At 46.9% G+C, this 13,054-nt stretch carries 8 protein-coding genes; 6 read left to right on the top strand and 2 right to left on the bottom strand.

Annotation, left to right across the window (positions count from 1 at the left end; genetic code table 11):
* Nucleotides 1-24: 24 nt before the first annotated feature.
* Together ICU98_RS00480 and ICU98_RS00485 are read right to left on the bottom strand one after the other, a co-directional pair.
* Entirely contained in the window at nucleotides 25-1,122 is a 1,098-nt protein-coding gene (locus ICU98_RS00480) for a type II and III secretion system protein (protein ID WP_215352221.1), read from the bottom strand.
* Entirely contained in the window at nucleotides 1,119-1,811 is a 693-nt protein-coding gene (locus ICU98_RS00485; protein WP_215352222.1) for a hypothetical protein, read from the bottom strand. The genes ICU98_RS00480 and ICU98_RS00485 overlap by 4 nt, the downstream gene beginning before the upstream one ends.
* Nucleotides 1,812-1,914: 103 nt before the next feature.
* Here ICU98_RS00485 and ICU98_RS00490 point away from each other — a divergent pair, with 103 nt between their 5' ends.
* The 6 genes from ICU98_RS00490 (at nucleotide 1,915) to mlaE (ending at nucleotide 13,052) form a co-directional block, all read left to right on the top strand.
* Nucleotides 1,915-4,251 (top strand): penicillin-binding protein 1A, encoded by a 2,337-nt coding sequence (locus ICU98_RS00490; protein ID WP_215352223.1) that lies wholly within the window; start codon nucleotides 1,915-1,917, stop codon nucleotides 4,249-4,251.
* Nucleotides 4,252-4,262: 11 nt separating this feature from the next.
* Nucleotides 4,263-4,979 (top strand): transposase, encoded by a 717-nt coding sequence (locus ICU98_RS00495; RefSeq protein WP_215352225.1) that lies wholly within the window; start codon nucleotides 4,263-4,265, stop codon nucleotides 4,977-4,979.
* A gap of 156 nt (nucleotides 4,980-5,135) precedes the next feature.
* Complete coding sequence (locus ICU98_RS00500) at nucleotides 5,136-9,881, top strand: glutamate synthase-related protein (RefSeq protein ID WP_215352227.1); 4,746 nt, start codon at nucleotides 5,136-5,138, stop codon at nucleotides 9,879-9,881.
* Nucleotides 9,882-9,919: 38 nt separating this feature from the next.
* A complete protein-coding gene (locus ICU98_RS00505; RefSeq protein ID WP_215352229.1) occupies nucleotides 9,920-11,383 on the top strand; it encodes a glutamate synthase subunit beta in 1,464 nt (487 codons plus the stop codon).
* Between the two features lie 8 nt (nucleotides 11,384-11,391).
* Nucleotides 11,392-12,258: an ABC transporter ATP-binding protein gene (locus ICU98_RS00510; RefSeq protein ID WP_251365349.1), complete on the top strand. Its 867-nt coding sequence runs from the start codon at nucleotides 11,392-11,394 to the stop codon at nucleotides 12,256-12,258.
* Complete coding sequence (gene mlaE / locus ICU98_RS00515; RefSeq protein WP_251365350.1) at nucleotides 12,255-13,052, top strand: lipid asymmetry maintenance ABC transporter permease subunit MlaE; 798 nt, start codon at nucleotides 12,255-12,257, stop codon at nucleotides 13,050-13,052. Before ICU98_RS00510 ends, mlaE begins: the two co-directional genes overlap by 4 nt.
* Nucleotides 13,053-13,054: the final 2 nt, after the last annotated feature.

Here is a 13,054-nt window from a genome sequence, read left to right on the forward strand (position 1 = left end):
TGAAGAGTTCACTCTCTGATTTTATTAGGGTTTATCTAAGACGGTAGGAGTTAGAAAGACCAAGAGCTCGGTTTTGTCTTGCAGCTTCGACTTATGGCGAAATAAATGACCAAGTAAGGGGATATCCCCCAATACAGGAATTTTGACCTCATCCTCACGCTCGGTAGTTTGAAAGATGCCACCAATAATGGCTGTACCGCCATTTTCAACCGTAACCTCAGAACTGAGGTTTTTGGTGTCGATCGCGTAACCCTGCTCAGTTTTCATGCCTACAGTGTCTTTATTGATTCCTACGAGCATAGAAATCTTTCCGTCGGGATGAATTTTAGGCATCACCTCCAAGCGGAGATTCGCCTTTCTAAATTGCAACTTGCTCCCACTTTGACTGCTCACTTGATAGGGTAATTCAGTACCCTGCTCAATGGTTGCTTTCACCTGATCGCCAGTCATGATTCGCGGATTGGAGAGAATTTTCCCCTGCCCATCTGACTCTAATGCGGAGAGTTCTAGTTGCAATAGTCGGCTAGCATCAGGAGAAATTAGGGTTGCAGCAAGCGAGGCCGGGTTAAAGCCATTCAATCCTGCACCAGATAAATCGATATTTCCCGAAAAGGTTTTTGTATCCTGAGGCGAGGTATTTTTCGCCTCGTAGGCTAGCTTCATGCCCAGTTCCCTGGCAAATCGCTGGTCTGCCTCTACGATACGAGCCTCAATCAATATTTGCCTTGGGCTATTGACATGATCGCCCCCAAAAGGAAGGGCAGCATCTTCTCGGCGATATTTCTGAAATGCCTGAATTTCAGAATGAGGCCCAATCCAGTAAATATCGCCATGCCGCAAAAGCCGTAGACCTCTGCTAGCGAGTATTGAATGCAGGGCAGTGTGCCAAGGGGTATTTTTCAGGTCAATCGAAATATCCCCCTGAATGGATTCACTCAGTAAAAAGTTGGTGTTCCCGATGCGCGCCAAGGTCTGTAATAAATCCCGCAGCTCGATCTGAGGAAAATCCAAACTAATCAAGGTTTGAGAAAAACTCTCTTGATATGTATTCCCCCAGATGGGCTTATTCCAAAGCCATAGAAAACTAAGGCAAATCAACCCCTTTATAAGCGCCTTTTTCATCGACTGGTTTTAGCTTTCAGGGTCAATAATTTGCCTTCAGAGTTCATTAGCAAGGCCTCATCTTTTTTAATATCCTGGAGGCGCCAAGATCCCAAAATGAAATCACCCTTGTTGATGAAAAGATTGGTTTTGCCATTATTGAAAAGGGCTTGGTGAGTGCCGCCGATTTCAGCGCTGCCCAGAAAGCGCCAGGATTGAAGCAGCAGTTCATCTGAGGCGATTTTTGCCTTAGGTAGAGCTGAGACTGAGCCCTTTGATTTATTTAATGAGTGAACACTCACTTCCATTTCATCTATTGCCAAATAGAGATCATCAATTTCATTTTCCTGATCCTTCCGGATGCCTTCAATCTCTACAGCCAAGTTTTTTAAGTCCTTCTCAAGCTTTAAAAGGACCGGATTTTCTTCTGGACTTGATATTGGGCTCAGCCACCAATAGGTCAGAAATGCGCCTGAAATGCAAAGCAAAAGACCCCCTAATAAAAGCAGAACGATGCCTGAATGGGGTGGGAGCCTATCCTGAAAAAGTGGTTTTTTGGCGTGCGGAAATGATGTGGGCCGGCTGACTTGAGGATCAATTTGAGGGGCATGGGGTTTGCGAATGGCTTGAGGATCCGGGATGGCTGGATCGTCTCCAAGCTCACTCAAAATGTCATCAAAAGATTGGGAAGAAATATGGCGTGTAGGCATGCCATATTCTTGGGCAGGTAGCCAGAAAAAACCATCGGCCTAAGCTGAGATTGACGTCAGAAAACATGGTTAGCCGAGGTGGTGACGCCTATAATTTGTACTTATGGCTCTCCCCCCAAAAGACCGGCCACCGCAGAATCAGCGGTCCAATCCTCAGCCCAATCGGCGTCCACGTGATTTTCGAGCAAATCCCCCTGCATTTGCTAAATCAGGCAGCCCCTTAATTAAGGCTTTATTCGTGATGGGGATGGCAGTCGGGCTGATGTTCGTGCTGTTGCTGGGGTATGCTTTTTTGATTGCCAAGCCAAATTTGCCCAAGATTTCTGCCCTAGTAGATTACAACCCCAAAACCCCACTACGCGTGTATACCGCTGACAAGGTTCTCATTGGTGAGTTTGGAGAGGAGCGTCGCAAGGTGATCCCCTTGGCTGATATGCCTCTGGTGATGCGGAATGCTGTCATTGCTACCGAAGACGACCGTTTCTACTCACATGGCGGCGTGGACTATATCGGCGTTTTGCGGGCAGGGGTGGCAAATATGCGCGGCCATCTTGCGCAGGGCGCCTCCACAATTACGATGCAAGTTGCTCGAAACTTCTTTCTGAGTAATGAAAAAACCTTTAGTAGAAAAATTTATGAAATTTTGCTCGCATGGGAAATTGAGTCACAACTAAGTAAGGACAAGATTCTGGAGATATATATGAACCAGATCTTTTTGGGCCAACGCGCCTTTGGTTTTTCCAGTGCTGCGCAAATCTATTTTGGAAAAGACTTGAAGGACATCAGCACTGCAGAGGCAGCAATGTTGGCAGGTCTACCTAAGGCTCCATCAGCATACAACCCGGTGACCAATTTCCGTCGAGCCAAAATGCGTCAGACCTATATTTTGGGTCGTATGCGAGATTTGGGTTACATCACGCCTGAGGAGTATCAAAAGGCAATTGGTGAAGAGCTACATATTCGTGGACTGGGTAATGAATTTAGTACGCGGGCAGATTTTCCAGCAGAGATGGTCCGTCAATTACTCTATGCCCAATATGGTGAGGCCATTTATTCGCAGGGTATCGATGTCTACACCACCTTAATTAAGGCAGATCAGGATGCTGCATATAAAGCAGTGCGCCGTGGAATCTTTGAATACGATTTGCGTCATGCATATCGCGGGCCAGAGGGATTTGTTGACTTGCCAGATGATCCTGCAAAACGCCAGCGCACAATTGATGATGCATTATTAGCCTATCCCCAGTTAGATGATTTGCAATCCGGGATAGTCTTAGATGCAAAACCGAAGGAGATGCAAGTCATTATTTCAACGGGTGACGTCATTACCTTGAAGGGCGACGCATTGAGATTGGCAAGTGCCTCCTTGACTGACAATGCGCAGCCTAAGAAGAAGCTTCGTCCTGGATCTGTAGTGCGTTTATTACAAGCAGATGATGGCGTCTGGAAACTGGCGCAGCTACCTCAAGTAGAGGCAGCATTTGTTTCTATGAATGCCCAGAATGGTGCAATTTTATCTTTGGTTGGCGGCTTTGATTTTAGGCGCAACCAGTTTAATCACGTGACACAAGCATGGCGCCAACCAGGCTCATCATTTAAACCATTCATTTATGCCGCTGCTCTGGAAAAAGGCTTCTCACCTAGCACCATGGTGAACGATGCACCTTTGTCGATTGGTAGCCTAGAGACTGGAAGTCAATCTTGGGAGCCTAAAAACTATGATGGTAAATATGACGGCATGATGCGTTTACGCAATGCTTTAGCAAAGTCAAAGAATTTAGTATCGGTCAGAATCGTACGTGCTATTGGACCTTCGTATGCACAAGAATATATAAAGCGCTTTGGCTTTGATCCCGAGAAGCACCCACCGTATCTCACGATGGCATTAGGCGCGGGCTCAGTAACGCCATTGCAAATGGCGTCTGCTTACAGCGTATTTGCAAATGGCGGCTATCAAGTAGAGCCCTACTTGATTGATAGGATGATTGATACAAAAGGTAATGTGTTATTCGAAGCAAAGCCAACACGTGCCGGTGAAGATGCAACCCGAGTGCTCGATAAGCGCACAGCTTTTGTGATGGACAGTATGTTGCAAGAAGTCACCAAAACCGGAACAGCTGCTAGCGCACGCGCTAAGCTTGGCCGTAACGATATTGCAGGAAAAACGGGTACTACCAATGAATCTCATGATGCTTGGTTTGCAGGGTACAACCCAAAGATTGTTGCGATTGCTTGGATTGGTTTTGATAAGCCAGAAAGTTTGGGCGATAAAGAAACAGGCGGCGGACTTGCATTGCCAATGTGGATCTCCTATATGGGGGTTGCCTTAAAAGGAGTTCCGCAAGAATCTCGCGAGGTACCTGATGGCGTTACTCAGTTCGATGGAGATTGGTTTATCCCTGAGTTTTCGCCTAATGGCGGTGTGCGCGAACTTCAATAAAATTTGAGCAGATGGCGCGACAAGCACGCATGGTGATTCCTGGACAGGCGATGCATGTCATGGTCAGGGGCAACAATCGCGAAACACTTTTCTTTACGGCGGAAGATCGACGAATCTATCTAGACTGGTTAAAAGAAGCCGCAAAACAATTTTCTTGTTTAGTGCATGCTTTTGTCTTGATGCCCAATCATGTGCATATATTGCTGACGCCTACGAAAGCGGATTCATTAGCCAAGACCATGCAGTCGCTAGGTCGGCGCTATGCGCAGTATTTCAATCAACGGCATCATCGCTCTGGCACGATTTGGGAAGGGCGTTTTCGTTCGTCACTGATTGATCCGAGCTATTTCTTGCGTTGTCAGCGCTATATCGAATTGAATCCAGTACGTGCAGGTTTTGAATCTAGCCCTCAAGATTCGACTTGGACTAGCTACGGATCGCATGTTGGACAAAAAGTAGAACCCTGGCTAGTGGACCATGAATCTTTTTGGAAGCTAGGCAATACCCCCTTTGAGCGTCAAATGGCTTGGGCGGGGTTTATCAAGGAGGGCGCGCCACATTGGGAGGATAGACAAATTACCGAGACTCTATTGCGTTCCAAGCCCTGGTTGAGCGACACCCTGGCTCTAAAGTTGCTTAAGGAACGACCAGATCAGCTGGCAATTCGGCATCGGGGGCGCCCTAAAAAAGATAAAACGGTGACTGAAGCTGCTCAAAGCGTTTCCTAGTAAATTATTGACTCTGTCCCTGAATAAATGACTTTCAATCAGGGCTCGGCAATTTAAATGGGACAGAGTCATTTAATTTCTATTGCATCGAGAGGGGTATTCCCCTATATTTGATCCTCCAAAAGTAATAAAGCCATTAAGGCTCACGGAAGAATCATGAAAACATCATTCGGCACCCCAATTCGTCCAATCGCACAAGGTTTGTACGATCCTCAAAATGAACACGACGCCTGCGGCGTAGGATTTGTTGCTCACATTAAGGGCAAGAAATCACATGAGATCGTTGCTCAAGGATTAAAGATTCTTGAGAACTTAGATCATCGGGGTGCGGTTGGCGCTGATCCGTTGATGGGTGACGGTGCTGGAATCCTGATTCAGATTCCTGATGCCTTATATCGAGAAGAGATGGCAAAGCAGGGCATCACTTTGCCGCCCTTAGGTGAGTACGGTGTTGGCATGATTTTTCTGCCAAAAGAAAATGCATCACGTCTCGCATGCGAACAAGAATTAGAACGCACTGTTCGATTAGAAGGTCAGGTAGTACTCGGCTGGAGAGATGTACCCATCGATGTGCAATTGCCAATGTCACCTACCGTCCGAATGACCGAGCCTTTTATCCGTCAAATATTTATTGGACGTGGTCGCGACATCATGACAACTGACGCATTAGAACGAAAGTTATACGTCATTCGAAAAACGGCAAGTCACGCCATTCAGGATTTGCATTTGAAGCACGGAAAAGAATATTTTGTTGCTTCAATGTCCGCTCGTACTATTGTTTATAAAGGCTTGCTCCTGGCAAACCAAGTGGGAGCGTATTACGAAGATTTAAAGGATGCGCGCACTATCTCGGCCCTAGCCTTAGTGCACCAACGTTTCTCAACCAATACATTCCCTGCATGGGAATTGGCTCACCCTTACCGCATGATTGCGCACAACGGAGAAATTAATACCGTTAAGGGTAACGTCAATTGGGTTAATGCTCGTGAAGGTGCTATTAGCTCGCCTGTCTTGGGCGACGACCTGAAAAAACTATGGCCACTCATTTATCCAGGTCAATCAGATACCGCTTGCTTTGATAACTGCTTAGAGTTGTTGGTCATGGCTGGCTATCCGCTGGCGCAGGCCATGATGATGATGATTCCAGAGGCATGGGAACAACATACTTTGATGGACGATAACCGTCGTGCATTCTATGAATATCACGCGTCAATGATGGAGCCATGGGATGGTCCGGCAGCGATGGCTTTTACTGATGGCCGCCAAATTGGTGCCACACTCGACAGAAATGGATTGCGTCCAGCGCGTTACTACGTCACCGATGATGATTTGGTCGTCATGGGATCAGAGGCGGGCGTACTGCCAATTCCCGATAGCAAGATCGTCCAAAAGTGGCGCTTACAACCGGGCAAAATGTTCCTCATCGATATGGAGCAAGGACGCATCATTGATGACGTTGAACTCAAAAATGCCGTCTCGAAAGCCAAGCCCTATAAGAGCTGGATCGATGCAGTGCGTATTAAGCTTGATGAAGTAGATGCAAGCCAAGCAGACCTGATCGACGAAAAAACAACGATTCGTCCTGCAGCAAAACTGTTAGACCGTCAGCAAGCATTTGGATACACCCAAGAAGATATTAAATATCTGATGGCACCAATGGCGCAAAACGGAGAAGAGGCAATTGGATCCATGGGTAACGACAGCCCATTGGCTGTGCTCTCTAACAAGAACAAACCCCTCTATAACTACTTTAAACAATTGTTTGCACAGGTGACCAATCCTCCGATTGATCCGATTCGTGAAAACATGGTGATGTCTTTAGTGTCCTTTATTGGACCTAAGCCCAATTTATTAGACACCAACAACATCAATCCTCCAATGCGCTTAGAAGTCAGTCAGCCCATTTTGGATTTTGATGACATCACGAAGATTCGTCATATTGGCCATTACACCAACGGTAAGTTCCGCTCATACGAGTTGGATATCTGTTATCCAGCAGCTTGGGGCAAGGCCGGTATCGAAGCGCGACTTGCTTCACTTTGTGCGGAAGCTGCAGATGCAGTCCGTTCGGGCTATAACATTTTGATTGTGAGCGATCGTCAAGTGGATGAGCAACACGTTGCTATTCCTGCGTTATTGGCTACCTCAGCAATTCATCAGCATCTAGTAGAAAAAGGATTGCGCACCAGCGTCGGTTTGGTGGTTGAAACCGGAAGTGCTCGCGAGACACATCATTTTGCGCTGCTAGCTGGTTATGGCGCAGAAGCTATTCATCCCTACCTTGCGATGGAAACGCTTGCTGAAATGGCAAAAGGTCTGACAGGCGATTTATCGCCTGAGAAGGCCATCAAGAACTTTGTCAAGGCTGTCGGTAAGGGATTGCAAAAAGTGATGTCCAAGATGGGCATTTCAACTTATATGTCGTATACCGGATCACAGATTTTTGAAGCTATTGGCCTCAACCATGATGTGATTAATCAATATTTCAAGGGCACGCCTTCAAATGTCGGCGGTATTGGAGTATTTGATGTTGCTGAAGAAGCTTTAAGAATGCATCAAGCCGCTTTTGGCGACGACCCTGTATTAGAAGATATGCTCGATGCCGGTGGTGAATATGCTTTCCGCGTGCGTGGTGAAAACCATATGTGGACACCTGACACGATTGCGAAATTGCAGCACTCCACTCGCATTGGTGTTGAGAAGGGCTATCAGACTTATAAAGAGTACGCCAACATCATCAATGACCAAAGCAAGCGTCAAATGACTTTGCGTGGTTTATTTGAGTTCAAGATTGATCCCATTAAAGCAATCCCCCTGGATGAGGTGGAGCCAGCTAAAGAAATTGTGAAACGCTTTGCTACCGGCGCAATGTCTTTAGGTTCCATCTCGACTGAGGCGCATGCGACTTTGGCAATTGCAATGAACCGAATTGGTGGTAAGTCGAATACCGGCGAAGGCGGTGAAGATCCGAATCGTTACATTAAAGAATTAAAAGGTATTCCGATTAAGCGGGGTGAGACTTTAGCAAGCATCTTGGGTGACGATGTTGTTGAGGTGAATATTCCCCTGCAAGATGGCGACTCATTGCGCTCCAAAATCAAGCAAGTTGCTTCCGGGCGCTTTGGGGTAACAACAGAATATTTGCGTTCTGCTGATCAAATCCAGATCAAAATGGCGCAGGGCGCTAAGCCAGGTGAGGGTGGACAACTCCCAGGCGGGAAAGTCTCAGACTATATTGGTATGTTGCGTTTCTCGGTACCAGGCGTTGGCTTGATTTCTCCTCCTCCACACCATGACATTTATTCAATCGAGGATTTGGCACAGCTGATTCATGATTTGAAAAATGTGAATCCTGCAGCAGATATTTCAGTGAAATTGGTTTCTGAAGTTGGCGTTGGTACGATTGCTGCTGGAGTTGCCAAAGCAAAAGCAGATCATGTGGTGATTGCCGGACATGATGGTGGCACAGGCGCTTCACCACTTTCTTCTATTAAGCATGCTGGTTCCCCATGGGAGCTTGGCTTGGCTGAAACCCAACAAACCTTGGTATTGAATGGTTTGCGGAGTCGTATCCGTGTTCAGGCTGATGGTCAAATGAAGACCGGGCGTGATGTGGTCATTGGCGCTTTATTGGGTGCGGATGAATTTGGTTTCGCTACAGCACCATTAGTTGTTGAGGGTTGCATCATGATGCGCAAGTGTCATTTGAATACATGCCCAGTTGGCGTTGCTACTCAAGATCCTGAATTGCGTAAAAAGTTTTCAGGCAAGCCAGAGCATGTGGTGAATTTCTTCTTCTTCATTGCTGAAGAGGCGCGTGAGATCATGGCGCAATTAGGCATTCGTAAGTTTGATGATTTAATCGGTCGAGTAGATTTATTAGATACCCGCAAGGGCATCGAGAACTGGAAAGTCCATGGCTTGGATTTCAGTAAGATTTTTTCTCAGGTCGACGTTGCTGCTGATGTACCACGCTATCAAGTGCTCACACAAGAGCATGGCCTTGGCAGTGCGTTAGACAACATTTTGATTGAGAAGAGTGAGCCTGCTTTGGAGCGAGGCGAGAAAGTCTCTTTCATTGTTCCTGTGAAGAACGTTAATCGCACAGTGGGGGCGATGTTATCGGGTGAAGTCGCTCAACGCTATGGTCACGCTGGCTTACCAGATGACACGATTCATATTCAACTCAATGGAACTGCTGGACAAAGCTTTGCTGCATTCTTAGCAAAGGGCGTTACGCTCGATTTAGTCGGCGATGGTAACGACTATGTGGGCAAAGGATTATCCGGCGGTCGTGTCATCGTGCGCGCTCCCCATGAGTTCCGTGGTGATACTGCTCGCAATATTATTGTTGGTAACACCGTTCTGTATGGTGCTATCGGCGGAGAAGCTTTCTTCAATGGTGTTGCTGGAGAGCGTTTTGCAGTGCGTAACTCTGGTGCCACTGCAGTCGTTGAGGGCACCGGCGATCATGGCTGTGAATACATGACAGGCGGAACAGTTGTGGTCTTGGGTAATACTGGCCGTAATTTTGCTGCAGGGATGAGCGGTGGTATTGCTTATGTGTATGACGAAGATGGTTTATTTGAAAAGCGCTGCAACACGAGTATGGCGAGTCTTGAAAAAGTTCTGCCATCTGCTGAGCAGATTGCCAAAATGCCTAAGTCTCAATGGCACGCACCAATCGATGTAAAAGATGGCGGCGAACGTTTAACGGATGAGCAGATTCTGAAAGAGCTCATTGAGCGTCATTTCCGTCACACCGGATCAGAGCGTGCTAAGTCTCTATTGGCTGATTGGGATAAATCGCGCACACGATTTGTGAAAGTGCTTCCAACCGAATATAAGCGGGCCTTGGGCGAGCTTTGGGAAAAATCCCAAAATGCTCCTGTTGCTGCTTAACGAATGTGAATACAAAGAATCAATACTAAGGATTAGATATGGGTAAGATCACTGGATTTATGGAGTTTGAGCGGGTAGATGAAACCTACGAGGCTCCTGTAAAGCGCCTGCATCATTACAAAGAGTTTGTTCATGCGCTAACTGATGAGCAGGCAAAGGTGCAAGGTGCGCGCTGTATGGATTGCGGCATTCCATTTTGTAACAGTGGTTGCCCAGTAAACAACATCATTCCTGATTTCAATGATTTGGTATTCCACAATGATTGGAAAAATGCCTTAGAAGTTTTGCACTCTACCAATAATTTCCCAGAGTTCACGGGGCGGATTTGCCCCGCACCATGTGAAGCTGCTTGTACATTAGGAATTAATAAAGCGCCAGTTGGCATTAAATCCATTGAGCACGCCATTATTGATAAAGGCTGGGAAAACGGTTGGGTTAAACCGCAGCCATCGAAAATCAAGACTGGTAAAAAAGTAGCCATCGTTGGTGGCGGGCCTGCTGGTATGGCTGCAGCCCAACAGTTAGCGCGTGTTGGCCACGATGTCACCGTGTTTGAAAAAAATGATCGAGTTGGCGGATTGTTGCGCTATGGCATTCCTGATTTCAAAATGGAGAAGTGGCTGATTGATCGTCGTGTTGAGCAAATGCAAGCCGAGGGCGTGAAGTTTGAAACCAGTGTCTTTATTGGAAAAGAGGCCATTGGTGCTGAGGTAAAAAACTACGCCACCAAAACCGTCTCACCAGATCAACTGATGAAAGATTTTGATGCGGTAGTTATTACTGGTGGTGCAGAACAACCCCGTGACTTACCAGTGCCTGGACGTGACTTGGCTGGTGTGCATTACGCCTTAGAGTTTTTGATTCCTCAGAACAAAGAAAATGCTGGTGATTTAAAGAATGAGATTCGTGCGACCGATAAGCATGTTGTCGTGATTGGCGGTGGCGATACTGGTTCTGATTGTGTGGGTACCTCAAACCGCCATGGTGCAAGTAAGGTGACTCAGTTTGAGTTGTTGCCTCAGCCTCCAGAGGAAGAAAACAAGTCTTTGGTATGGCCCTACTGGCCAACGAAATTGCGCACATCCTCCTCGCATGAAGAAGGTTGTGAGCGCGATTGGTCTGTGGCAACAAAACGCTTTGAAGGTAAAAATGGCAAAGTGGAGAAACTGATTGGTGTTCGCCTGGAGTGGAGAGACGGCAAAATGTCAGAAATGCCAAACTCTGAGTTCGAGATTAAAGCCGATCTGGTACTGTTAGCTATGGGCTTTGTGTCTCCAGCGCAACAAGTATTGAGTGCTTTTGGTGTTGAAAAAGATGCGCGTGGCAATGCCAAAGCAACTGTAGACGGCCAAAAAGCTTATCAAACGAATGTTTCTAAGGTATTTGCTGCGGGTGATATGCGTCGTGGTCAGTCTTTAGTGGTTTGGGCAATTCGTGAAGGTCGCCAGTGCGCGCAAGCGGTTGATGAATATTTAATGGGATCATCAGTCTTACCGCGATAATATGCGGCATGACTGACGACAACTGCTCCACTTTGCAAAGCAGCCAAGGGAAACCCGAATCCATTGCGGGTGATGTTGTTGTCTCGGTTCGGGATGTGAACTTTGCTTATGCGCCTGAAGAGCGGCAGATTCTCTCTGGGCTCAATATGGAGTTCAAGCGCGGACAAGTAGTCGCCGTCATGGGTGGGTCTGGTTGCGGTAAGACTACTATTCTCAGACTCATTGGCGGACAATACGCCGCTCAATCAGGTCAGGTTTTATTTGAAGGCCAAGATATCGGCAGAATGAATTCTGCGCAGTTGATGAATGCACGCCGTCGCATGGGAATGCTTTTTCAGTTCGGCGCGCTCTTTACAGATTTAAGTGTTTATGAAAACGTCGCATTTCCTTTGCGTGAGCATACGGATTTAACTGAAGAGCTATTGCGTTCCTTAGTGTTGATGAAGCTCAATGCCGTTGGCTTGCGTGGAGCGCGTGATTTGATGCCCGCTCAAATTTCTGGTGGAATGGCTCGGCGCGTTGCACTAGCCCGTGCTATTGCTTTAGATCCGCCGCTGATCATGTATGACGAGCCCTTTGCAGGTCTCGATCCGATTTCCTTGGGCATTACAGCGCGATTGATCCGGGATTTAAATAATGCACTTGGCGCTACCAGTTTGCTGGTAACGCACGACGTTGAAGAAACTTTTGCAATTGCAGACTATGTTTACTTCATTGCCAATGGTCGTATTGGCGCAGAAGGTACACCCGAAGAGCTAAGCCGTTCAACGGATCCTTTTGTGCGTCAATTCCTAGATGCCTCACCAGATGGCCCAGTACCCTTTAATTATCCTGGCCCAAGTTTGGCTCAAGATTTTGGATTGAGAAACACATGATGATTTTGCATACCGTGCTCGATCTTTTTGGGAGTCTTGGTTTCTTTGTTCGTCGAAACCTGACCAGCTTAGGTTTGGCAGCAAGAATGTTTACTGCTGCAATCTATCGCTCTACCTTTCTGCTAAAAAGACCACGTTTAGTGATTGATCAAATTTTATTTGTAGGCAATCATTCATTTGTGATCATTGCAGTTTCAGGATTATTTGTTGGCTTTGTTCTCGGCTTACAGGGTTACTACACGCTGAATCGCTACGGTTCTGAACAGGCTTTAGGTTTACTAGTAGCACTCTCACTTACAAGAGAGCTGGGACCAGTAATTACTGCCTTATTGTTTGCGGGCCGCGCAGGCACTTCACTTACCGCTGAAATTGGGCTGATGAAAGCTGGAGAGCAATTAAGTGCTATGGAAATGATGGCTGTAGACCCATTGGCCAGGGTGATTGCTCCTCGTCTTTGGGCCGGTATTATTGCGATGCCGATCTTGGCAACGATCTTCACTGCGGTCGGCGTGATGGGCGGTTATTTTGTAGGCGTCCCGCTCATTGGCGTGGACTCGGGTGCTTTCTGGTCACAAATGCAGGGCGGGGTAGACCTATTCTCGGATATTGGCAATGGCCTGATCAAAAGTCTTGTTTTTGGTGTTGCAGTGACTTTCATAGCGCTTTATCAGGGTTATGAGGCAAAGCCTACCCCCGAGGGCGTATCGCAAGCAACCACTCGAACGGTAGTCGTTTCTTCCTTGTCAGTCCTGGCACTGGATTTTTTATTGACCGCCATGATGTTTTCAAATTAGAA

Origin of the sequence: Polynucleobacter sp. MWH-P3-07-1 (assembly GCF_018687555.1) — a bacterium.
In the GTDB taxonomy this organism is placed as follows: domain Bacteria; phylum Pseudomonadota; class Gammaproteobacteria; order Burkholderiales; family Burkholderiaceae; genus Polynucleobacter.

Excerpts from the sequence above, each read along its gene's own strand:
- ICU98_RS00480 (WP_215352221.1), bottom strand. The coding sequence starts at position 1,122 with ATGAAAAAGGCGCTTATAAAGGGGTTGATTTGCCTTAGTTTTCTATGG.
- ICU98_RS00485 (WP_215352222.1), bottom strand. The coding sequence starts at position 1,811 with ATGCCTACACGCCATATTTCTTCCCAATCTTTTGATGACATTTTGAGT.
- ICU98_RS00490 (WP_215352223.1), top strand. The coding sequence starts at position 1,915 with ATGGCTCTCCCCCCAAAAGACCGGCCACCGCAGAATCAGCGGTCCAAT.
- ICU98_RS00495 (WP_215352225.1), top strand. The coding sequence starts at position 4,263 with ATGGCGCGACAAGCACGCATGGTGATTCCTGGACAGGCGATGCATGTC.
- ICU98_RS00500 (WP_215352227.1), top strand. The coding sequence starts at position 5,136 with ATGAAAACATCATTCGGCACCCCAATTCGTCCAATCGCACAAGGTTTG.
- ICU98_RS00505 (WP_215352229.1), top strand. The coding sequence starts at position 9,920 with ATGGGTAAGATCACTGGATTTATGGAGTTTGAGCGGGTAGATGAAACC.
- ICU98_RS00510 (WP_251365349.1), top strand. The coding sequence starts at position 11,392 with ATGACTGACGACAACTGCTCCACTTTGCAAAGCAGCCAAGGGAAACCC.
- mlaE (WP_251365350.1), top strand. The coding sequence starts at position 12,255 with ATGATGATTTTGCATACCGTGCTCGATCTTTTTGGGAGTCTTGGTTTC.